General features: G+C 43.9%; 20 protein-coding genes. 7 read left to right on the plus strand and 13 right to left on the minus strand.

Annotation, left to right across the window (positions count from 1 at the left end):
* Nucleotides 1–182: 182 nt before the first annotated feature.
* Nucleotides 183–641, plus strand: coding sequence for a DUF3592 domain-containing protein (locus G1O98_RS16940; RefSeq protein WP_163929872.1), 459 nt, complete (start codon nucleotides 183–185; stop codon nucleotides 639–641).
* Nucleotides 642–756: 115 nt separating this feature from the next.
* Here the strand turns inward: G1O98_RS16940 and G1O98_RS16945 are convergent, their stop codons facing one another.
* Entirely contained in the window at nucleotides 757–1923 is a 1167-nt protein-coding gene (locus G1O98_RS16945) for a pyridoxal phosphate-dependent aminotransferase (protein WP_163929873.1), read from the minus strand.
* Nucleotides 1924–2168: 245 nt separating this feature from the next.
* On the opposite strand from G1O98_RS16945, the gene G1O98_RS16950 reads away from it, so the two are divergent.
* Nucleotides 2169–2837 (plus strand): ribonuclease, encoded by a 669-nt coding sequence (locus G1O98_RS16950; RefSeq protein ID WP_163929874.1) that lies wholly within the window; start codon nucleotides 2169–2171, stop codon nucleotides 2835–2837.
* Nucleotides 2838–2955: 118 nt separating this feature from the next.
* On the opposite strand, the gene G1O98_RS16955 is transcribed toward G1O98_RS16950, so the two are convergent.
* The 3 genes from G1O98_RS16955 to G1O98_RS16965 all read right to left on the minus strand — a co-directional run bounded on the left by G1O98_RS16955 (nucleotide 2956) and on the right by G1O98_RS16965 (nucleotide 4852).
* Complete coding sequence (locus G1O98_RS16955) at nucleotides 2956–4038, minus strand: class I fructose-bisphosphate aldolase (protein WP_163929875.1); 1083 nt, start codon at nucleotides 4036–4038, stop codon at nucleotides 2956–2958.
* A 147-nt stretch (nucleotides 4039–4185) separates the two neighbouring features.
* Nucleotides 4186–4500: a DUF1622 domain-containing protein gene (locus G1O98_RS16960; protein WP_163929876.1), complete on the minus strand. Its 315-nt coding sequence runs from the start codon at nucleotides 4498–4500 to the stop codon at nucleotides 4186–4188.
* Complete coding sequence (locus G1O98_RS16965) at nucleotides 4487–4852, minus strand: DUF1622 domain-containing protein (protein WP_163929877.1); 366 nt, start codon at nucleotides 4850–4852, stop codon at nucleotides 4487–4489. The genes G1O98_RS16960 and G1O98_RS16965 overlap by 14 nt, the downstream gene beginning before the upstream one ends.
* A 202-nt stretch (nucleotides 4853–5054) precedes the next feature.
* Here G1O98_RS16965 and G1O98_RS16970 point away from each other — a divergent pair, with 202 nt between their 5' ends.
* The 5 genes from G1O98_RS16970 to G1O98_RS16990 all read left to right on the plus strand — a co-directional run bounded on the left by G1O98_RS16970 (nucleotide 5055) and on the right by G1O98_RS16990 (nucleotide 8491).
* The gene (locus G1O98_RS16970) at nucleotides 5055–5372 is read left to right on the plus strand and encodes a hypothetical protein (protein ID WP_163929878.1); all 318 of its coding nucleotides are present in this window, start codon (nucleotides 5055–5057) and stop codon (nucleotides 5370–5372) included.
* Nucleotides 5373–5590: 218 nt separating this feature from the next.
* The gene (locus G1O98_RS16975) at nucleotides 5591–6589 is read left to right on the plus strand and encodes a M48 family metallopeptidase (RefSeq protein ID WP_163929879.1); all 999 of its coding nucleotides are present in this window, start codon (nucleotides 5591–5593) and stop codon (nucleotides 6587–6589) included.
* 254 nt (nucleotides 6590–6843) lie between these two features.
* Complete coding sequence (locus G1O98_RS16980; protein ID WP_114080153.1) at nucleotides 6844–7434, plus strand: thioredoxin family protein; 591 nt, start codon at nucleotides 6844–6846, stop codon at nucleotides 7432–7434.
* A gap of 411 nt (nucleotides 7435–7845) precedes the next feature.
* Nucleotides 7846–8166, plus strand: coding sequence for a 2Fe-2S iron-sulfur cluster-binding protein (locus tag G1O98_RS16985; protein WP_114080152.1), 321 nt, complete (start codon nucleotides 7846–7848; stop codon nucleotides 8164–8166).
* A 145-nt stretch (nucleotides 8167–8311) separates the two neighbouring features.
* Nucleotides 8312–8491 (plus strand): hypothetical protein, encoded by a 180-nt coding sequence (locus G1O98_RS16990; protein ID WP_094351499.1) that lies wholly within the window; start codon nucleotides 8312–8314, stop codon nucleotides 8489–8491.
* Nucleotides 8492–8669: 178 nt separating this feature from the next.
* Here G1O98_RS16990 and G1O98_RS16995 read toward each other — a convergent pair whose 3' ends face one another.
* The 9 genes from G1O98_RS16995 to G1O98_RS17035 form a co-directional block, all read right to left on the minus strand.
* Nucleotides 8670–10643, minus strand: a complete 1974-nt coding sequence (locus tag G1O98_RS16995; RefSeq protein WP_163929880.1) for a response regulator — start codon at nucleotides 10641–10643, stop codon at nucleotides 8670–8672.
* Nucleotides 10636–12855: an ATP-binding protein gene (locus tag G1O98_RS17000; RefSeq protein ID WP_163929881.1), complete on the minus strand. Its 2220-nt coding sequence runs from the start codon at nucleotides 12853–12855 to the stop codon at nucleotides 10636–10638. Before G1O98_RS17000 ends, G1O98_RS16995 begins: the two co-directional genes overlap by 8 nt.
* A gap of 105 nt (nucleotides 12856–12960) precedes the next feature.
* Nucleotides 12961–13971, minus strand: a complete 1011-nt coding sequence (locus tag G1O98_RS17005; protein WP_163929882.1) for a SpoIIE family protein phosphatase — start codon at nucleotides 13969–13971, stop codon at nucleotides 12961–12963.
* Between the two features lies 1 nt (nucleotide 13972).
* Nucleotides 13973–14371: an anti-sigma regulatory factor gene (locus G1O98_RS17010; protein ID WP_163929883.1), complete on the minus strand. Its 399-nt coding sequence runs from the start codon at nucleotides 14369–14371 to the stop codon at nucleotides 13973–13975.
* Nucleotides 14358–14771 (minus strand): STAS domain-containing protein, encoded by a 414-nt coding sequence (locus G1O98_RS17015; RefSeq protein ID WP_163929884.1) that lies wholly within the window; start codon nucleotides 14769–14771, stop codon nucleotides 14358–14360. The genes G1O98_RS17010 and G1O98_RS17015 overlap by 14 nt, the downstream gene beginning before the upstream one ends.
* A gap of 10 nt (nucleotides 14772–14781) precedes the next feature.
* Nucleotides 14782–15711 carry an STAS domain-containing protein gene (locus tag G1O98_RS17020; protein WP_228058389.1) on the minus strand — a complete coding sequence of 310 codons (930 nt, stop codon included), beginning with the start codon at nucleotides 15709–15711 and terminating at the stop codon, nucleotides 14782–14784.
* 7 nt (nucleotides 15712–15718) lie between these two features.
* Complete coding sequence (locus G1O98_RS17025; protein ID WP_163929885.1) at nucleotides 15719–19537, minus strand: PAS domain S-box protein; 3819 nt, start codon at nucleotides 19535–19537, stop codon at nucleotides 15719–15721.
* A gap of 850 nt (nucleotides 19538–20387) precedes the next feature.
* On the minus strand, nucleotides 20388–21218 hold the full coding sequence (locus tag G1O98_RS17030) for a methyltransferase domain-containing protein (protein WP_163929886.1): 831 nt from the start codon (nucleotides 21216–21218) through the stop codon (nucleotides 20388–20390).
* Between the two features lie 3 nt (nucleotides 21219–21221).
* A complete protein-coding gene (locus tag G1O98_RS17035) occupies nucleotides 21222–21575 on the minus strand; it encodes a hypothetical protein (RefSeq protein WP_175586718.1) in 354 nt (117 codons plus the stop codon).
* Nucleotides 21576–21638: the final 63 nt, after the last annotated feature.

The raw sequence follows: 21638 nt of genomic DNA on the forward strand, positions 1-21638 counted from the left end.
GAGAAAGAGGCAGGGGGCAGGGGGCATGGGGAGAAGATCGCCTACGAAATTTTGTTGGCACTGTGGCGTGATAGCCTTAAGATTTGCCTCCCCTACTTCTCCCCGATTGTTACCTAATCTGAAAATATCAACCTAAAATTTTCAATCTAAACTTTTAGCTATACTAAACCTTTCAATATTTTATGAATGAAGATACAAAATTCTTTCGTATATTTGGTTCAATATTCGGCGGTGTTGGCAGCATAATTGCCGTTACGGGCATCATGATTGCATTGAATACTCGTTCCTTTGTTACCTCAGCAATACCAGCACAAGGGACAATAATTGATTTGGTGCAACGTTCATCAACTGATAGGAAAGGTCGTTCTTCTTATGCCTACTATCCAGTAATAAAATTTACCGCTCGTTCTGGGGAAGCAACGGTTTTTGAATCAAATTCAGGCAGCAACCCACCAGAGTTTACTAAAGGTCAGCAGGTAGAAATATTATACAGTCCAGAAAAGCCAAATTCTGCCATGATAAAATCTTGGCTAAGTCTATGGTTTTTACCTGTTATGTTAACTGGCTTAGGATCAATTTTTGCCTTGGTTGGAGGAGTTGTACTCATCAAGTCCTTTCCACGTTTGATAAGTTCTAAGTAAAAGTATTTTGGGAACTAATTTGAGGCTTGAAAATAAACTCCACCAGTTCGAGTTGAAAAGGTGGAGTAAAAAATTGAAGAGTTAATAAGTTCTCCTCACAAATGACAAATGACAACTAAATACGTGACTTGACAAATTTCTCTAACCTATCCATTCCCTTTTCAATGGTTGCCATATCTGTAGCGTATGAAAGGCGAATGTTGTCATCAGCGCCAAAAGCAATTCCAGGAATGACTGCAACTTGATGTTTTTCCAACAAAGCGTCACAAAATTCTAGGGATTTTAGACCGGTTTTGCTGATATCAGGGAACAGATAAAACGCGCCATCTGGTTTTGCAGTACTCAATCCGGGAATGGCGTTGAGTCTGTCTAGCATTACCTGTCGGCGTTTGGCGAAGGCTTGGCGCATTTCTTCGACGCAATCTTGAGAACTTTGTAGCGCTGCGATCGCACCATATTGAGCAAAGGTACACACGTTAGATGTACTATGCCCTTGGATGGTACTTGCTGCTTTAATAATTTCCACTGGCCCCGCTAAATAGCCGAGTCTCCAACCAGTCATAGAATAAGCTTTTGCAAACCCATTACTGATCAAAGTGCGGTCAAAAATTTCCTTTCCAAGAGAACCGATGCTGATATGTTCTGCACCGTCGTAGAGAATCTTTTCGTAAATCTCATCAGAGACGACAAAGATATCTGCATCAACTACTACCTGCGCCAGTGCTTTGATTTCGTCTGGCGTGTAAACCATCCCTGTGGGATTAGATGGAGAGTTGAGGATAAATAACTTTGTCTTGGGGGTGATTGCTTTACGGAGTTGTTCGGGAGTAATTTTATAACCCGTTGTGGCATCTGTGGGTACAATTACCGAAACTCCACCGACTAAAGTCACCATTTCGGGATAACTTAGCCAGTAGGGTGCAGGGATAATTACCTCATCACCTGGATCGATTAGCGCCACCATCAAGTTGTACAGAGAATGCTTACCGCCATTGGTGACGATGACATTCTCCGACTTGTAATCAAGACCGTTATCATTTTTGAGCTTATGGGCGATCGCTTCCCTTAACTTTGGTTCTCCGGCTGCTGCACCATACTTGGTTTTGCCTTCATCCAAAGCTTTGACTGCTGCGGCTTTAATATGCGCTGGGGTATCAAAATCTGGTTCTCCAGCGCTAAAACTACAAACATCTATTCCTTCTGCCTTCAGTGCCTTAGCCTTGGCTGCGATCGCTAAGGTCAATGAAGGTGTTACCTGACTTACTCTTGCTGCCAGCTTCATTCTTACTATTTTTTGGCAAATCTTTCACTTATCTAAGGATATCCCAGAATCATTACCGAGATTTGCTTTTTCTGAATTCGTTGATAATCGGGGAGATGAGGGAGCAGGGAAGAATAAGAAATAACTAATGACAAAGGACTAATGACAAAGGACTAATGACAAATGACTCCGCGAAGCAGTTTGATTATTGACTCTTAAGAATGTATCGTATATAACTTGATTTTTAGTGCAAACTAACTGTTTTTATGCAGATTAAGAAACTTTTAATTACATCTTCTCTGTTAATTACTAATCTTTTTATACCTAATGCTGCCATTGCTCAAAATCGCGGTACTCCAGGTAAATTTGATTTTTATGTACTGACACTCTCCTGGTCGCCGGATTATTGTGCAAAAAATGGTACCCGTGACCCGCAGCAGTGCGGTTCTGGAAGGAAACTTGGTTTTGTATTACATGGTTTGTGGCCACAGTACCAAACTGGTTATCCTGCTAATTGTTCCACGCAAAAACTACCGTCGGAAGTAAAGCAACGGTTTCCCAATTTGTATCCTAGTAATAAACTTTACGATCATGAATGGGAAAAACATGGTACTTGTTCGGGGAAAACTCCTGCGGAATACTTGACATTGAGTAAAAACTTAAAAGATGCGATCGCTATTCCCGCAGCTTATAATCGTCCCAATAAACCTTTGCGTACCACTATTACAAATTTTAAAAATTCATTTGTGAGTGCTAATAATAAAATTACTGCTGATGGTGTAGCACCTTTCTGTTCTGGTTCGGGAAGGTTTTTACAAGAAGTCTTCTTTTGTTATTCCAAAAATGGTGAACCTGGTATTTGTAGTGCCGAGATTTTGAAGCGATCGCGAAAAAGTTGTGGTCAACCAGATTTCTTAGTGAGAAATGTTAGATAGCAATGGGGGATTAGGTGACAGGTGACAGGTGACAGGTGACAGGTGACAGGTGACAGTGAATAATCTGTAATCTGTAATCTGTAATCTGTAATCTGTACCCTATTCCCTTCCCCACTCCCTAAGCGATCGTCACATCTGGCGATAAGTAAACATCTTGAATGGTATGAAATAACTTCACACCTTCCTCAAAGGGACGCTGGAAAGTCTTTCGCCCAGAAATTAATCCCGAACCACCAGCGCGTTTGTTGATCACGGCGGTGCGAATTGCTTCGCCGAAGTCATTCTTACCAGTCGCGCCACCAGAATTAATCAACCCTACACGCCCAGAGTAGCAATTTAGTACTTGGTAACGAGTTAAATCAATTGGGTGATCGGTTGTCAACTCTGTATAAACGCGCTCATCTGTTTTGCCGTAACTCTTACCACTGGCTTTGGCAACTGCACCGTAACCATTGTTATTTTCGGGTAACTTTTGTTTGATGATATCAGCTTCAATCGTCACACCTAAATGATTTGCCTGTCCGGTGAGGTCAGCAGCAAGGTGGTAATCTTTATCTTGTTTAAAAGCGTTATTCCGCAGATAGCACCAGAGAATAGTCGCCATCCCTAATTCATGGGCGCGTTTAAAAGCTTTGCTGATTTCCTGAATCTGTCTGGTAGACTGGTCTGAACCAAAGTAGATTGTCGCACCTACTGCCGCCGCCCCTAAATTCCAAGCTTGTTCTACATCAGCAAACAATACCTGGTCAAATTGATTGGGGAAAGTCAGCAATTCGTTGTGATTGATTTTGGCAATGAAGGGAATTTTGTGAGCATACTTGCGCGAAACTATACCCAATACTCCTAAAGTGGTAGCAACAGCATTGCAACCTGCGGCGATCGCTAATTTAACAATATTTTCTGGGTCAAAGTAAATTGGATTGGGCGCAAAAGACGCACCAGCAGAATGTTCAATACCTTGGTCTACAGGTAAAATTGAGAGATAACCTGTGTTTGCCAGACGACCAGTAGAATAAAGTAACTGGAGATTACGCAATACTTGAGGATTGCGATCGCTGTTGATCCAGATTCGATCTACAAAGTCTGGCCCTGGCAAGTGTAGTAAATCTTGAGAAACCTTTGCTTTGTAGGTAAGCAGGTCTTCAGCCTCTTTACCTAGCAATGACTCGATAGAACTAGACTCTTTGAGCGTTGTAGTCATAGTTTTTTCCTCAAAAATTGAGCAAATGACCTTTGCTTTCAAGATAGCATTTTTAATATTGCTAACCTGGTTATGCAGGCATTAACTATATGTAAAATCTTTCTGATATGGCAGTCTTAAATTATTAGTAAAAACTTTTTTGACTCATTAAACGCGAGATTTTATTGTCAAAATTTGCATTTTCTCCCACACAAATAACTTCTTAAGAAAGATGCGGATTGATAGGATTAAGCTAAAGACTAAAATTTGCCTCCAAGTTCGCAGATTAATTGTCTTTAGCAGAGTTGCTGCAACCATAAAGTTTAAACTTGTTACCACCCCTTCTGCTACTATAAGTCTTGCCTGATAGACATTACACCTGAAAATTAGAGAAAAGATGGCAGCGAAGACATAAGCAGCGATCGCTAAAGAACCTAAAAACTGGATGATTACTGCCCATACTGAGAAATTAAAAAGATTCATCCTTGATCTCGTTCTTTTTATTCTTTGCTTGCTCAATTTCTTTTGCCAAAAAGAAATTCAGAATTGTTCGTAGCGCAATGATGGCAGCTAGTTTACCAATTTCGTCCCAAGTTGGAGCGATCGTACTACGTAAAATGTCGGCAGCCAATGCAAACTCAAGGGAAAGAGCCAGCCACATACCCAGCGATAGCCGAATTTCCTCTTTAGCCTCATTCAACTTTTTACGGCGGCTGAAGAAAAAAACCAGGATCTTGGCTACGGCTTCCAAGACGGCTATACCAATGATAATGCCAGTAAAGATATCAACTGCTGTAGCAAGTACAGTCGTCAAATTCGTGACGAAAGCTTCCATATAGTTTATTTCATAGGTTCAAGCAGGCAAACGCCCACGCGCAAAGCATTGGCGATACTTGTCAGTGCAAAGTTAACCGATCCCTACCATCTACTAGCTGCTCAATCATGCTATCTTCGTATCCTATCTACGATTGATAGCAAAATAAAACTTATCTTTTCCTCATTGTGGTAATAATCGTTAAAAGAACAAATACAATTCTATGAGTAAGTTTCAAATCGATATCGACTTCAGCAATATAGATTTAGCTTCCCTTGAGACAGAAGAAGATTTTCAAAGAGAGGCAAAAACATTACTACCAAAGGTACTTGTCAAACTAGGCGAAAGTGTGGGCGAAAAGACTTGGGAAGAATTACAGCAAAAGCTGCAAGGAACTGGAGGTAAAGTCAAATCTTCTCCAAGCGAGAAACGTAAGTTTATTCAAGAAACAGGAAGAACTTATCAACGAAATGCCAGTAACAGAGAAAAACAAGAACTGCAAGATTATATAGTAGAGCAATTACGCCAACACAAACTGTAAATATCGAGCTAACTTGTATGTCTGAGTAACAGTGATGTCTATGATGGGCTATGCCTACGCAGCTTCACTGACATGACTACCGTCGCTCACGCCAACAAACCGAAGTCCGTTTAAGCAGACTTCGGTTTGTAGTACTTTTGTAAATCTTAAATTTACACAAAATATTTTTTGCATTATTGTATAAAAATAATCCTTATATTACAGAGGTATCAACAATAATGCTGAACTGGGACAGAACACTCCTAACTACTAGCTCCTTGTGCCTACTTTTGTTGTCTGCAATGGTGCCAGTCCAGGCTAAACCAGTCCAATCAAAGAAACCAGCACCCACAGCTACAACAATTTACCAGCAAGCTAAAAAAGAATTACCTGAAGATTTTTATACCCTCTATCGCGTCATAGATAGAGTCGCACGTGCCAACGAATTAGATAATCGTCCTTGGCGGGTTGTGGCTGTTCCCAAGTATGATGTCAATGCTTATGCAAGTGACGTTAATTTGGTTGCTATTTACGATGGCATACTTGACCAGTTAGCTGGTGATTCTTCAGCATTAGCTTGTGTAGTTGCCCATGAAATGGGACATCACACCAAGCGTCACATTGCTGTTGGTGAAGCTAAAAAAACTGAGTTAATTGCCAAAATTCAAGAAGAAGCAACCAAAGAAGTACTGGGAGAAAGAGAAGCTGCAAACCAAGAGTCAACAGCTGCTAACGTTGGCGGTGCCGTTGTGAATCGTGTAGTTGGAGGAACTTTTGGTGGTTTACTGGGTTCAGTTCTTGGTAATCAAGGCGCTCAACGACAAGTAGAATCACAGCAACGCATTAATGAGATTGTCGATAAAAAGAAAAAAGAGTTAGAACAGCGTTTAGCAGAACAAGAACGACAACAAGAGTTTGAAGCTGATGAAATTGGCTACATAGCTTCTGTGAAAGCAGGCTTTGAACCAGAAGGATGTTTAAGAGTAATGCAGGTTTTGGCTCAAACTCCTGGTTCTGAATTTGATACAACTCATCCAGCAGTACCCAAACGAATTGAGGCAATCAAAGCTTTAATTATTAAGTATCCACCCCAGACTTTGGCTAAAGAGGGTGAAACGCGAATATCTAAGACAAAGCCTTTAACTTATAACATTTCTAAAGATAAGACCTCGTTACGGATTAACTCGGTTCGTGGTGGTTCCCAAGCAGATGATATAGAGCGTCGCTTTGGTAAATAAAAACACTAATTTATGGTGGCATAAATCTTAAGTAGGGTGTTCACCGCTACATAACATGGTGTGTTAGGCGCGAGAGTCATATTTTTTGTAACAAACTATATGGAAATATGCGCCTAACAACCCTACAAGAATTTTATTTTTACTTTATAAATAGCCTCTAATACCCATTTTGAATATCAAATTACGTATTAAAGAGCGGCTAGAGTCAGCTAGACTAAAGAAGAAATTGCTTAATAAGTTTTAATAATTCTGTTATGAGTACTGATTCACCTGTTAATTCTCCCGATAAGCCTGAATCTTCATTAGGGAAGCGTTTGAGAAACTTCTTAGTTGTAATGGTAGCGATCGCTCTTAGCGTTGCCCTCGTCTTAGGATTGCGAACTGAAACAACCTCAGCAACTCTAGCCAAGTTAAGCGATTCGTCCACACCATTAGAAGTAGCCGTCAGCAACGGCAAACCATCTCTAGTAGAGTTTTATGCTGATTGGTGTACTGTCTGTCAAAAAATGGCACCAGATATCACTCAACTAGAAACAGAGTATGCTGACAAGATGAATTTTGTCATGCTGAATGTGGATAATACCAAGTGGCTACCTGAAATGCTGAAATATCGGGTGGACGGGATTCCCCATTTTGTATTTTTGAGTCAGCAAGGGGAAACCATAGCTCAAGCGATCGGCGATCAACCCCGTACAATAATGGCTAGTAACTTAGAAGCTTTGGTTACTGGTTCATCTCTTCCTTATGCTCAAGCTAGTGGGAAGGTTTCCAAGTTTTCAGCCCCAGTAGCACCAACAGCTAGTCAAGATGACCCCCGCAGTCATGGCAGCCAGGTAGTAAATTAAAGTAATTCGTAATTCGTAATTACCCCCGGTTCGCCCATTTTTTAGGGAGTTAGGAAAAGTAGATAGTTAAAAGTATACCGAAAGGCATATTCCCAAAAAGACTAATAGTGAACTAACTACACGATGAGTTTACATTGGGATAAGCAAAGCGGTATCAGAAATTACTTTTGAGTAAGAGATCCAACCACTTTCGACTCTCCATCCTACGCGATCGCGCATATTTATAGTAAGCAAATTTAACTAATTTATTTGTGTGTTTTATGGTAAATAATGTTACTAATCTAAAAATTGTTTAGAATTAGTTGCTATAATCATGGATCTTTTACCTAAATTTTTATAGTTACATCTAGATATTTTTAACTAATTCAGATAAACTAATAAATTTGTCCGTAGCATCACCTTCTTTTGTATATGCCCAAAACTTACACCGTAGAAATTGATCACCAAGGCAAAATTCATACCTTGCAAGTTCCTGAAAATGAAACGATCTTATCGGTTGCCGAGGCTGCTGGTTTAGAATTGCCGAGTTCTTGCAATGCAGGTGTTTGCACAACTTGCGCCGGTCAATTATCTGAGGGAACTGTGGATCAAACTGATGGTATGGGCGTTAGTCCAGATTTACAAAAGCAAGGTTACGTATTGCTTTGTGTTGCCAAACCCCTTTCTGATTTGAAACTTCAGACAGAAAAGGAAGACGTAGTTTATCAGTTACAATTTGGCAAAGGCAAATAATCAGCGAACAGTTATCAGTATATCGGATGATTATTCATAACTGAATAACTGTTCACTCAGATTACCATCTGATAAGTTATACAAGTATTTCATCGCAGATGAAGTCAGCTATTCTAGAAACTACAAATTAACAGGATTTACCAAAATGACAACTCATTTTATTACCGCAGAAATTGATTTACAAGAAACTCCCGCAGAGTTACTAGAAGTAATTGAAACAGAGTTAAAGAAACAAGGCGAACCTCTGCGTTGGGCAGTTACTTCTGTAGATGCTGACGAACAAAAAGCTACAGTTGAAGCCGTTGTCACGACAGTTAAGAGTTAGAGGATGTTTGAAAAGTCCTCTTGTCGGTAGCAAAAATTTTAGATCCCCCTAAATTCCCCGATAAATTGGGGGACTTTGATTCTGCTTCCCCCCTTTTCAGGCTACGGTCTATACACATCTTTTTGCTGGGTACAAAATGTGTATTGATCCCCCTAAGTAAATTTTTCATTAATCGTTGCTATACCCCGACTATAGTGAAAATAGCCTGCATTAGTACCTCTAGCTCAATTGGTTTAGAAATATGCTGTTGAAATCCGGCTGCTAGTGCTAGTTGTTGATCAATCTCTCCTGCATAAGCGGTAAGGGCGATCGCTGGAATTTCTCCCCCTTGGTCAGACGGCTGCTTTCTAATTTGACGAATTAGTGTGTAGCCATCCATATCGGGCATTCCAATATCACTGATTAGCAAATCAAATTTTGCTTGCCCCAAAGTGCTTAGAGCATCATGTGCTGATTCAGCTTCAGTCACTTGCACCCCATACTGTTCTAGCAGGAAGGCGATGAATTCCCGTGAATCTCTGTCATCATCTACAAGCAGGGCTTGCAATCCATTTAGATTGAAGTCTGAGCGATTATGGAACGCAGTATCATCTTGATTCAGTTTTGCCGCAGCGATCGGTGGAAACTTGACTATAAACCTTGCTCCTTGACCGACTCCAGGGCTTGCTGCCTGAACGGTTCCGCCATGCAATTCAACTAAATGACGCACGATCGCTAACCCTAATCCCAATCCTCCAAATCTTCGGGTTGTTGTCCCATCGGCTTGGCGGAAGTAGTCAAAGACATAAGGTAGAAAGTCAGGAGAGATCCCCATACCAGTGTCGCTGACAGTGATTTGAGTGTATTCCGAAGGATGAGTATCTAGTTCATTCTCAATCCTTTCTAACCGCACCTCTACTCGACCACCCTGTGAGGTAAATTTAATCGCGTTGGAAAGTAGATTCCAAACAACCTGTTGCAGGCGACCAGAATCACCCAACACTTGCCCAACGTTCGGTTCAAAGACTGTTTCAATCTGAATAGATTTAGCTTCAGCAGCTAGTCGCACGGTTTCCAGAGCAGCTTTGATGGTTAAAGTTAGACCAACTGGAACTGTATGCAAACTCAACTTACCTTGGAGAATACGCGATACATCGAGCAAATCTTCAATCAGTTGCGCTTGCAGTTTAGCGTTACGCTCGATCGTTTCAAGCGCATACTGAGTTTTGGCTGCGTCCTGGTGGCTCGTTTGCAAAATTTTTGCCCATCCCAAAATTGGATTCAGGGGCGATCGCAATTCATGAGACAGTACTGCCAGAAACTCATCTTTAATCCGATTAGCTTGTTGTGCTTGTTCAGTTTGTTGCTGCAAAGAAATCATCAGCTGATTGAGGCGATCGTTCTGCTCTTGCAGCAAGGCTGATGCTCGCTTTCGTTCGGTGATATCGGACAGGATGAAAACGGCACCTGTGAGAGTCCCATACCCATCAAATACTGGGTCAATGGTTTTGGCAAACCAGCGTTCTGTGGACTGAAATTCTAGAACTTGCCGTTGGTGAGTTTCTTTCGCCCGACGAAAACAAGCGCCATCTCCAATCCCCAATTCTGCGCCCATCAACTCATGGTGAACACAACCTAAGATTTCGTGGGAGGGCTTGCAAAAAAGCTGCATCATCGCTAGATTACAGCGCAGAATTATACCTTCCCGGTCTACCAGACATACGCTGTCCTTGATAGAGTCAAAGGTAGTTTGCCACTCTCGTGCTGAGGATAAAGCAGCTTCCTCCGCTCGTCGAATTCGCAGCAGCGATCGCACTGTCGCCAGCAGTTCAATGGGTTCAACAGGTTGCACCAGATAAGCATCGGCACCACTGTCTAAGCCTTCTGCTTTATCCTGGCTTTGGACAAAACTTGCAGAAAGGTGTAGCACGGGAATAAAAGCAGTTTCGGGATTTGCCTTAATTTGGCGACAGACTTCAAAGCCGTTAATATCTGGTAATTTAACATCCAAAATCACCAGAGCAGGTTGATGTTCAGTAGCTGCTTTTAATCCTGCTACTCCCGTTGCCGCTTCCACGACGGTAAAGCCTGCATTTTGCAAAATCCGGGTGACGATGTAACGATTGGCTTCGTTATCGTCAACATGCAGGATGATAACCCGTGGCTCAGACATGACTTTGCCCACAAGTATCTAGAACAAGCCCAGCTTTGATCAGCGCATCTTGCAGTTGGGCGTTCGCCGTTAGCGGAGCGTTCCGCAGCAAAGGCGAGGTGTAGCCCATCGTTGCGGTTTGAGAGCCTGTTTCTTTGGAAAGAATGGCGATGCTTTTTTTTGCTAATTGGCTCTGAGTTTCTGTATCAATTTGTGCCGATGAGTAGATGATCACAGGAATCGACTGAGTGACAGGATTGCTTTTAAGCTGCTTGAGTACATCAAACCCACTTAACTCTGGCATCTCCAAGTCAAGGATGATCGCAGTCGGTTGCTCGCGTTCTGCCAAATTTAATCCTTCCCATCCGTTCATGGCTTCTAAAATACTCAATTGTGTATTTACCAACAACTGTTTCACCAAATACCGATAGGCAGGGTCATCGTCAATTAACAAGATTTTTTGAGGCTTGTTCTGATTAATTAGCGTATTAAGTTTATTCAACAACTGCAATCTGTCTACCGGCTTAATTAAAAAACCGTTGGCTCCTAGGGCTAGTGCTTGCTTCTCGTTATCAATGATGGTGATAACTAGTACAGGTATGCTGCGGGTGCTTTCATCTCCTTTGATTTCTCGCAAGAACGTCCAGCCGTTTTGCCCTTCTAGCATAATATCGAGCATAATCGCCGCTGGTTGAAGTTGTTGTAAGGCAAGCCTAGCTTGAGCTAAAGTGCGGGTCGCAATTAATTGATAGGCTGAATCCTGAAGGTGCTTTTCGTAAATAAATAGCGTTTCTCGATGATCTTCAACTGCCAGAATTGGCAGACGAGTTGCTTCCAGTGGTGCGATCGTCTCCGCTCGACCGTCGAACATCGGTTGCAGTAGGGTGGGAAATTCGGTTGCATAAGGGTAGACGATGGGAATCGCTGCTGTAAATGTAGAACCTTCACCCAGCTTACTTGTAACTGAAATGCTACCGCCCAGTAGCTCCGTTAGCTTGTGCGATAACGGCAATCCTAACCCGGTTCCCTTCACCTGCTTTTGCAGAGAAGACTCAATTTGGACAAAATCCTCAAAAATGCGCTCTTGATCGGCGATCGCAATACCGATGCCCGTATCAGACACGGAGAAGATCACGTTATGACCTCTTTGCACAGCGGTTACACGCACTTCTCCCTGCTCGGTAAATTTCAGGGCATTGGAGATAAAGTTTCTCAGAATTTGCGCGACTTTGCCCTCATCACTATATATCTGCCCAATGCCTTCAGGTTCCTCGACAATTAGCGCGACAGAGGAGTCTTGAACCAATAATGGGCGCAGCATTCCCCGCAGTGTGGCAAACAAATCACTAACTTCAAAAGAACTGGGACGCACTTCAATTTTTCCAGCTTCCACCTTTGCCAAATCCAGCAAGTCGTTGACCAGTTCTGATAATCCGCTCGCTGCCTTTTGGATGAATGTCACCTGCTTTTCTTGCTCGACGGTCAAATCACCATCCATCCGGGCCAGCAGCATCCGAGATAGGGACAGAATCGAGTTGAGCGGTGTACGAAACTCATGGCTCATGTTTGAGAGAAAGCGGGTTTTTAGCTCGTTTGCCTTTTGCAAAGAGTCTGCCTTCTCATCCAATTCTGCATAGAGGGCAACCACACCGCGATTGGTATCTTCCAGTTCTCGGTTGAGCTGGGTTAGTTCTTCTTCTCGCTTCCGTAGCTCTGCCATTGCCCGCAGTAACTCCTGGTTTTGTCGCTGGATCTCTTCATAGGGATTTTGGGGCGATCGCTCCATCACGCTTTCTCGAATCTGCTGCAATTGCAAATCGGTGAAATTAGGTGTGCGCTTCGACAATCTTTTACTCATCACCACCGTTGTTCCCTGTCCAGGTAGCGATTCCATCTCAAAGAAATCCATCAGCTTCCGGCTACCCATGATGCCTAGCCCCATTCCGGTGTCAGAGGTGTAGCGTCCTGCCAAAACGTCTTCCAGATGAGGAATGCCACTACCCGAATCCTGAATCTGAATCAGAAACTCTTGAGGTTCTCCTGCCACAGAAAATTCAACGGTTCCACCTTTGGCATACTGAAAGGCATTGCGGGCAATTTCTGAAACTGCCGTTGCCAATCGTGCTTGATCTTGAGCATCAAAGCCCAATTGCTCGGCGATCTCACGAGTTCGTTGCCGAGCTTGGACAACATCCTGTTCGTACTGGATTTCGAAGGTGAAAATAGTTGTCAAGTCGCTTCACTCCAATTCAAAATTGCACTTTCTTTCGTATCTTTAATTACGAATTACGAATTACGTTAGCGTAGCGGGGCGTAGCGGGGCGTAGCCCATTACGAATTACGAATTATTTCCCATTCCTTTAGCCACTAACACTGTCACATCATCCCGGTCTCGATTAAAGTCTCGGTATAAGACACCTGCAATCAGGCTGGGATGTTTTTGACTCAAGCCTGGATAGCGATCGAGCTGCCACTTAGTGTCTAATCCGTCAGAATGCATAATTAAAAGTCCGTTGGCATACCAGGGATAGCTAAACTCTTGAATTTTGCGGATTTCATGTCCCACTGTGCCGTTGTTAGATATCAGATGGTGGCGTTCAGGAAAGGAGAAAATGCTGGCAGCGATATTGCCAATGCCGGCAAAGCGGACAGACTGTTGTTCAAAGTCGATTTCAGCAATGGCGAGTGCTGCTCCTCGCGTACTTCGCAAGGCGGCGTGGGCAGCTTCGACGATCGCAGCCGGAGAGCGATCGTGTTCTTGAAAAATTCTTACGGCTTTTGAGGAAGCAGTAGCAGCCGCAGGCCCATGCCCTAAGCCATCGGCTACTAGCAACAGGCTACGGCAACGATCAACTTGATATGCCCAGGCATCTCCTGAAACCTCCTCGCCTCGTTTGGGCAAACAGATCGTCCCAATTTCTAAGGTCTTTTCCGGCAGATGGGGTGTCGAGTCTGACCAGAGGTGGGCGAGGAGCGCTGTCCCTTGATTGCGAATGGAGTAAATTTCCAATAAACCAGAGAGGCGAGAAATTGCGCCCAGTCCATTGCCCAAGGTTCCGCCTGTGGAAAAGCCATCTTGCAAACACTCATCCACATCAACCATTCCCCGTCCTTTATCTAGCGATAAGACTTCAATACCAATGGCTGAATCGTGTTCGAGCAATCTTAGCAATAATACTCCACCCTGACCGTGCTGGATTAGATTGTTCGCAATCTCTGTCACCACAATGCCAACCTTACCCCGTTGCGTTTCCTGAAAACCGAGCCGAGTTGCTAAAGCGATCGCTACCCGTCGCGCTTCCCCAGTCTGGCTAGATTCAGTAATTGTAATGGCGACAGATTCTCTCATTTTATTTCCATCGTACAATTATTACCCGTGTTCCTTCTCCCACCGCAGACTGAATCTCAAACTCGTTAGCAAGTCGTTTAGCACCGCTCAATCCCATACCCAATCCGCTACCCGTGGTGAACCCATCCTTCAGCGCCAGATCAATATCGGGAATTCCCGGGCCCCGATCTTCAAAGGTCAGCCGGAGTCCTCGTCGTCTCCCTTCCTGAAGCGTTTCTAGCTTGACTGTGCCACCTCCCCCATAGTCTAGGGTATTGCGGGCTAACTCACTGGCGGCGGTCACAATTTTAGTTTGGTCTACTAAGCCAAAGCCAATCTCCACGGCCAGATGGCGCACGGCTTGCCGAACTAAGACTACATCTGTAGAAGATTGAATGTCGATTGTTTCAGTCTTCTGCATTGTCATCTGCACGCCATTGAGTGGCAATGACCTGATTTGTGGTTTCATTGAGTGATGATCGCAAGAGTGCCATACCTTTTTCTACGTTTAGGGCAGTGCGAATACCCGTCAGCGACAGCCCCAATTCCACCAGGGTAATTGCCACAGCAGGCTGCATCCCAACGACAACTGTTTGGGCATCCAATACCCGTGATATTCTGGCAATGTTGCCTAAAATCCTCCCAATGAAGGAATCGACAATTTCTAATCCAGAAATATCGATCAAGACACCGTGAGCGTGAGTTTGAGTGATGCGGTTGGTCAAGTCATCCTGTAGAGTCATGGCAAGGCGATCATACATATCCACTTGGATTGTCACCAGCAGGAAATTGCCCATTTTGAGTATAGGAATACGTTCCATTGGTTCCTACCTATTTGGGTTGAGAGCGAGTAATGGTCGCTCCCAAACGTTTTAGCGCTATGAGAAAGGCATCGGCTAAGGTTGCCTTTGTTGTGATATCAGTCAAATCAATACCGAGATAAACGATTGTTTGGGCAATTTGAGGACGAATACCACTGATCATACAATCAGCTCCCATAAGACGGGCAGCAGTAACGGTCTTGAGTAGATGTTGAGCGGTGAGGGTATCCACGGTGGGAACCCCGGTAATGTCAATAATGGCAATTTCTGACCCGGTTTCAACAATTTTCTGCAACAACGACTCCATCATCATTTGCGTGCGGGCACTATCCAGGGTGCCGATAATGGGTAATGCCAAAATTCCGTCCCAGAGTTTAATCACTGGGGTAGACAGCTCCATCAACTCTTCCTGCTGTCGCAAAATCACCTCTTCCCGCGCCTTTTGATACACTTCAATTGTCAGCAATCCCAGTTGATCCAGTAAGTTGGTGGCTAGCCAAATCTCTTCACCCAACTCAATGGGGTCTTTCAATTGCTGACGCATTCGGTTGAAGAGGGGTTGCTTGAACGAAAAGACGAATGTAGCTGTTTCCGCCGGTGTGAAGCCTTTTTGCGATCGCGATCGAGAAATGCTGCTTAGTATTTCCCGCATATCTTGCCACGCTGCTGCCTGAATATTGCTCAACTTGCCCTGCCCAACCGCGCTCCGAAACAAGCTCAGGAATTCCCGGCACTCCTCCTTTAGCTCGGCTTCTTTAATCAAGCCTTTCCGAATATTGATAGTGGCTAATTCCTGAGTCCACTCTGACAGCAGTTCTGCCTCGAAGGTTTCCAAGATTTCTGATATCTTACTTTCGCTCATTGTTCCTATAAGGGCAACCACTTTGATTAGTCCAAAATCAGTGTATGCTGATTCAGACCAACGCGAAAGTCCGTTCATTGGCAGCTCATATTAAACTAGCGATCGCTTCTATTAGTTCTTCGGGATCAATTGGTTTGGATAAGTGTCTTTGAAAACCTGCTGCGAGAGCTTGTTTTTGATCGGATTCTCCAGCATAAGCTGTCAGCGCGATCGCTTTTATCTGTCCGCCTTGTTCTTTTGGCCAAGTTCTTACCTGACGGATGAGCATATATCCGTCCATCTCTGGCATAGCAATATCGCAGACGAGAATATCTGGCTGAGATTGTTTTAATATCTTTAATGCCTCACGACCGGATGCGGCGGCTGTTACTTCTGCACCATACTGCTCAATCATGAATACCAATAGTTCTCGCGTATCTTGCTCATCCTCTACTGTCAGCACCCGCACACCGCGCAAATTCAACGATATTTTAGGTAAACTTTTATTCTGATTTGATTGTAGAACTGTAGTGATGAGCGGTAATTTAACTGTAAAGGTTGCTCCTTGGTCTTCTCCTTTGCTGTCCGCCTGAACTGTACCACCGTGCATTTCGACAATGTGTCGGACAATTGCTAATCCTAATCCCAAGCCGCCAAATTTGCGTGTTGTGGCACTATCAGCTTGGCGGAATGTTTCAAAGACGTAAGGTAAAAATTCTGGTGTAATGCCTTTACCTGTATCGCTAACCTGAATCTGAGTACAAGTATCGGTAGACTCTAATTTTATTTTTACCTTGCCGCCAGTTGGGGTAAACTTCACCGCATTAGTAAGCAAATTCCACACTACCTGTTGCAGGCGGCTAGCATCACCCATAAAAAGCTGGACATCTGGTGCAATCTCAGTGTGAATTTGAATCGATTTAGCTTCTGCTGCGAAAGCGACTGTTTCATTGGCAGCTGCAATAGTTGCAGCTAAATCAACTGAAGAAATGTTAAGCGTTAATTTGCCTTGCAGAATGCGGGATATATCTAATAAATCAGCGATCAGTTGAGTTTGTAATTTAGCATTGCGTTCGATTGTTTCTAAAGCGATCGCTTTTTTCTCTTCACTTAATTGGCGAGTCCGCAGCAATGTTATCCAGCCAAGTATCGGATTTAGCGGCGTTCGCAATTCATGAGACAACACCGCCAAAAATTCATCTTTAATGCGGTTGGCAGTTTCAGCTGCTTCTCGTGCAGCTTGTTCGCGTAGCAGTAATTCTTCACGTTCTTCTTCGGCTCGCCTGCGGGAAGTCACATCAATTGCGACCCCTCCCACCAGGATTTGCCCAGATAAATGAGTAATGGGGAATTTATAAACGAGGAAATCGCCTATTGTGCCATCCAGACGAGGTGCCATTTCAATTGTCTCTAAAACCTGATTAGTTTTAGCCACTGTTTGGATGTTGTTTAATAATTGGGTGGCAATCTCAATATCAAACAATTCAAATGCAGTTTTGCCGATCGCATCTTGAGTAAATAGCTGAAAAGTATTTACATAAGTCGGGCTAAGGTAAATAACTTTACCATCTGCATCTGTAATCCAAGCAGCAGCAGGACTATGTGCCATGAATGCCTGAAAGCGTTCTTCACTTTCTTGCCGCACCTCTTCGGCTTGCTTGCGCTCGCTAATGTCAATGTTGACTCCTAAAAAACACTCGGCTTGTCCCTCTGCATCTCGGATAATTTGCCCTTTCGATGCTACCCAAATAACTGTATTATCTCTGCGGACAATGCGGAATTCATCGTAATATTCCTTACCTTCAGCTAATACTTTTTCTACTCCTTCCATAACCCGTGGGCGATCGTCAGGATGGATAAAATCAACCCAAGGCTTCACACCAGGTTCTTCTGTACCTATTTCCAACCCCAAGATATCCCAGATTCCTTCCGACCAAAATACCTCACCAGTAGGTACATTCCACTCCCAAGTCCCAATTTTTCCTGCTCTTTGTGCCATTTGGAGGCGTTGTTCGCTTTGTCGCAATGCTTGCTCCGTGCGCTTGCGATCGCTAATATCACGAGATACAGCAATTACACCTGCGATCGCTTGCTCAGGACTATATAAAGGAGCCAAAATATATTCGTAACAATGCACTCCATCAACGGTATTATATTCAGTCTCTGCTCTGATGGGTTGCCCCGTTGTCATTACTGTTTCTCGTTGGGTGTCTACCCGACGCATCGTAGTAAACATTTCTGGGGCAAAATCAAGTTCTTGCCATACCTTACCGACTATCTCTTCTGGCTGACAACCTAAAACCGCAGCCCCACCTTCACTGACATACTGATAACGACCATCCCGATCAAAAATATAAATATGATCCACCGAGGCAGAGAGAATCGCATTTAATATATTGGCTTGATGTTGCACCTGGCTCATCAACTGACGTGTGCATTCTTCTGTCTGCTTGCGTTCAGTAATATTCAAAAATGCAGCTACCGCTCCTCTGGGATTACCCTGTTCATCAAGTAGGGGAGCAGCATAACCAAATAAATTAAATATAGTGCCATCACCACGAACGATATCAACTTCTGTGCCTTTGACTTCTGTATTATGAATGGCTGCATAACGTAGCGGATATTCTTCTGGCGAGAGTTCCTTTCCCTGCCGCAAAATTTTGTAAGATGGACGCGGGGCATTAACGGGAGTAGAGGAAACATTAACTTCATGCAAGATACCTAAAATCTCAGCAAATGCTGGGTTAGATTTTACCTCCTGAAATCCCATATCTTCCGTGATCAGGATGCCAATGGGAATTAACTCAAATAAAGTTTGCATATTTTGGCTCAGAGAAGCGATCGCGATTTCCCGTGCTTCTAGTGCTGCTGCCATTTCGTCAATCGCTTGCGCCAGTTGACCAAGTTCTCCCGATATATGAGCAAGTCCAGTGCGTGTGTTGAGTTGACCACTACCCAAGGTCTTGGCTGTTTGCACTAAAGATTGTATCTGGTTGAGAAAAAATACATCCCCACCCACCCAAGTAGCAGCGATCGCTAAAAAAGTAACTACACCTAAACTAATTAAGTTTCTGAATAATAAACTATCAGCATTAGCAAAAACTTCAGACTTGGGAATACCAATCCTGATATATCCATCCGGCTTGACTGGATTATCGCCCAAAGGAATAAAGGCAAAGATTCGCGGTACACCATCAAGGCTAGTTACTTTATCGATCCCCTCAACCTGAGCGATTTTCATTCTGGCGAAAGTATCTGGTGCTAAAGATTTGCCTACCCAATTTTGCGTATTGGGATAGCTGACTAAAAGTGTTCCTTTCTTGTCAACCAAACTCAGCACCGAGCCTTGGGGCATTCTTATTTGCGCCGCCAACTGATTTAACTGAGCTAAATCAAGTGCAGCTACAACCATAGTTTGCACTCGCCCTGCCTTGTCTAAAATTGGGTAAGCAAAATTCAGGGTAGCTTTTTTAGTGACGCGATCTATTTGATAATCACCAACCACAAATTTCCGAGTTTGCAAAGCACGTTGGAAATAACTGCGGTCTCTGAGATTCACAGAGCCAGGATAGGCAATCCCAGTACAAATCACATTTCCTTGACCATCAAGTACGGCAAAATTAGCGTAAGCTGAATGTTGTTTTAGGATATCGGTCAGCAATTGATTGCACTCTGCTGAATTCCCCTGACGGACAAGTGGCAGCTGTGCCAATATCATCAGCAGTTGACGGGTTCCTTCTACAACCTGTTTTTGGTTATTAGCCGCCAATCTCGCCAGCCGTAGTGTCTGTTCTTGTGCCTCTGCTGTAGCGGTACGCCGTTGTTCGGCAGCAGTGTACAGAATTAATCCTAGTGCTGGAACAACAGCTAAAAGGACGAGAAGTACTAAGCGAATGCGAAATGTACTGTTTAACCAAGAGCGCATTATAATTTAGTTCGGCTTGCTACACATAATTTTGAACCAAAATCTAAAATCCGAAACTGTTATTAACTGAAGCAATGAGCAAAATCAAGGCTTTGGACAAGGGGTGTAGGTAAAAAAACTCTTATAATCTTATACCCAGTATCGACAAACAGTTTTTCTACGTAAGTTCTGATTGTAATAATTGAGCGATCGCGGGCACCTTTAGAATATATATGCAGTAAGAAACAAAGTGCAATGGTTTCTTAGCCAGAAAAGAAAAGACATGGCTACTACAAAAATGACTGTACAGTTCACTCTTTTCAACGCTGACCCCACCAAGAATTCATACAGTTAAGTCTGTTTGAATAGATTGGAATCCTCATACCTTCATGCTGAGGAGGATGTCAACAAAATGATTTTTATCAATAGGTATGAAGTTAACTCCAGATACGTGGTGCGATTTATGAATTTTCTATAAATAATCCATTCTTTTTCGGAACAAGCCACCATGCAAGCTGTATATCTCTACATACCGAACCACTTATACAGTAACCGGGGCATTGAATTTATGAAGCCCCATGTAAATTTCTAGCGAGAGCTAAAGCTGTTCTCTTGTTAAACAAGAGAACAGTGAAAGCATTCTCAATCAGCCCTGTGGTGGAGCGCTCAAAAAGCGGGAGCCACCTTTGTACTTCAAGTAATTTAATAAAAGTTGTTCTTGCTTAGGGACTTGCGTGAAAATAAAGTACCAGTAAACCGAGTTTTGACACTTCGACTGCGCTCAGTGCATCGCTGCGCTCAACTCTCGATGGCTGAGGGTTGAGCGCAGTCGAAACCCGTTTGGTTGGGATACTATTAACCCGCAGATCCCTTATGGTTTGCGAGCTACAGCTAGCATCACAGAAGCAGGAATTTCCACACCTCTATCCGTGGCATACTCCGAGGCTCCCTTGATAATTGCGTTCTCAATATTGCGCCGTTGCTCGTCGGTTTGCATTGCCAACATTGGCCCCAGACGTGCCGTACTGACAACAACCGTTGGCATCACATCTTCAGGTGTAGAGAAAGTCCACTTCATAGGCAGTTCTGCGACAGACACCTCAGTAAATCCCTCAGCGCTCAAAAACCGAGTGCATTCAGTGGGGTTGCCAAAGCGAAACAGGGGCGGCCCAGGAGGTAGATTCACATCTGTGCTGCCATAAGTCTGCACTGAACCTAGTATTAGAGCCATGAACGGATTGCGCGTTGGTGGTGTCCAGCAGGTGAGGGCATAGCGCCCTCCTGGTTTGAGTACACGAAAGGATTCGGCTAACGCCCGTTCTGGGTTTGGGAAATGGAGGATGCCCAAGCTACAGACGACTGCATCAAACTGGCTCGACTGGAAAGGAAGATTCTCAGCGTCCCCGTTATGGAATTGGGCTTTAGGGCATCGCACTCTGGCAATGGCCACCATATTCTCTGCAAAGTCTAATCCAGTGACGATCGCCTCCCGCTTTACTGCTGCGGCACTGAGCCAACCAGTCCCGCAAGCTACATCCAGCAATCTCAGACCACATTTAGCTCCTACGGCATCCAATATGGCTTCATTCACCTGAGAAGTCACAACAGCGATCGCTCGATCATATCCCTGGGCTACATCAGAGAATCTGTCACGCTCGAATTCCTTAAATGCCTCGTGAGTAACGATCGGGTCAAGTGTCATTTCTTACTCTCTTAAGAGGAACTCATGCGATAGGAATAGTTGATCTGAGTTGAGACGATCGCTGGATTCGAGCAGCCAGCGGGCCATGCGTTGTTCTATAGTATGAAGGCGGTTGCAGGCAACGTTCTGCGAGATTTGCGCCATATAAGCCTGCGTGTATTTCAGCATCACGTCGCGCAGCGACTTATTGGTGTCGAACTCATGGAGTAGCAAATCTGCTTTCATTCTTACCGCTTTGCCCGGTACCTGGACAATATACTCAGTCTGCGTCGTTTCCCGACCACCCATGAAGGCGTTGATTCCGACCATCTCGCGGCTTCCGACCACTCCGGCTTCAACTGTCATGCCATCCATCATGGTGATGGTGACTGAGATCAAGCAGGTGAGAGGGAAGTAGACTTCTTCTATGGTTTCGCCAGG

Source organism: Nostoc sp. UIC 10630, from assembly GCF_010747425.1.
In the GTDB taxonomy this organism is placed as follows: domain Bacteria; phylum Cyanobacteriota; class Cyanobacteriia; order Cyanobacteriales; family Nostocaceae; genus Nostoc.

Excerpts from the sequence above, each read along its gene's own strand:
- G1O98_RS16940 (WP_163929872.1), top strand. The coding sequence starts at position 183 with ATGAATGAAGATACAAAATTCTTTCGTATATTTGGTTCAATATTCGGC.
- G1O98_RS16945 (WP_163929873.1), bottom strand. The coding sequence starts at position 1,923 with ATGAAGCTGGCAGCAAGAGTAAGTCAGGTAACACCTTCATTGACCTTA.
- G1O98_RS16950 (WP_163929874.1), top strand. The coding sequence starts at position 2,169 with ATGCAGATTAAGAAACTTTTAATTACATCTTCTCTGTTAATTACTAAT.
- G1O98_RS16955 (WP_163929875.1), bottom strand. The coding sequence starts at position 4,038 with ATGACTACAACGCTCAAAGAGTCTAGTTCTATCGAGTCATTGCTAGGT.
- G1O98_RS16960 (WP_163929876.1), bottom strand. The coding sequence starts at position 4,500 with ATGAATCTTTTTAATTTCTCAGTATGGGCAGTAATCATCCAGTTTTTA.
- G1O98_RS16965 (WP_163929877.1), bottom strand. The coding sequence starts at position 4,852 with ATGGAAGCTTTCGTCACGAATTTGACGACTGTACTTGCTACAGCAGTT.
- G1O98_RS16970 (WP_163929878.1), top strand. The coding sequence starts at position 5,055 with ATGAGTAAGTTTCAAATCGATATCGACTTCAGCAATATAGATTTAGCT.
- G1O98_RS16975 (WP_163929879.1), top strand. The coding sequence starts at position 5,591 with ATGCTGAACTGGGACAGAACACTCCTAACTACTAGCTCCTTGTGCCTA.
- G1O98_RS16980 (WP_114080153.1), top strand. The coding sequence starts at position 6,844 with ATGAGTACTGATTCACCTGTTAATTCTCCCGATAAGCCTGAATCTTCA.
- G1O98_RS16985 (WP_114080152.1), top strand. The coding sequence starts at position 7,846 with ATGCCCAAAACTTACACCGTAGAAATTGATCACCAAGGCAAAATTCAT.
- G1O98_RS16990 (WP_094351499.1), top strand. The coding sequence starts at position 8,312 with ATGACAACTCATTTTATTACCGCAGAAATTGATTTACAAGAAACTCCC.
- G1O98_RS16995 (WP_163929880.1), bottom strand. The coding sequence starts at position 10,643 with ATGTCTGAGCCACGGGTTATCATCCTGCATGTTGACGATAACGAAGCC.
- G1O98_RS17005 (WP_163929882.1), bottom strand. The coding sequence starts at position 13,971 with ATGAGAGAATCTGTCGCCATTACAATTACTGAATCTAGCCAGACTGGG.
- G1O98_RS17010 (WP_163929883.1), bottom strand. The coding sequence starts at position 14,371 with ATGCAGAAGACTGAAACAATCGACATTCAATCTTCTACAGATGTAGTC.
- G1O98_RS17015 (WP_163929884.1), bottom strand. The coding sequence starts at position 14,771 with ATGGAACGTATTCCTATACTCAAAATGGGCAATTTCCTGCTGGTGACA.
- G1O98_RS17020 (WP_228058389.1), bottom strand. The coding sequence starts at position 15,711 with ATGAACGGACTTTCGCGTTGGTCTGAATCAGCATACACTGATTTTGGA.
- G1O98_RS17025 (WP_163929885.1), bottom strand. The coding sequence starts at position 19,537 with ATGCGCTCTTGGTTAAACAGTACATTTCGCATTCGCTTAGTACTTCTC.
- G1O98_RS17030 (WP_163929886.1), bottom strand. The coding sequence starts at position 21,218 with ATGACACTTGACCCGATCGTTACTCACGAGGCATTTAAGGAATTCGAG.
- G1O98_RS17035 (WP_175586718.1), bottom strand. The coding sequence starts at position 21,575 with ATGATGGATGGCATGACAGTTGAAGCCGGAGTGGTCGGAAGCCGCGAG.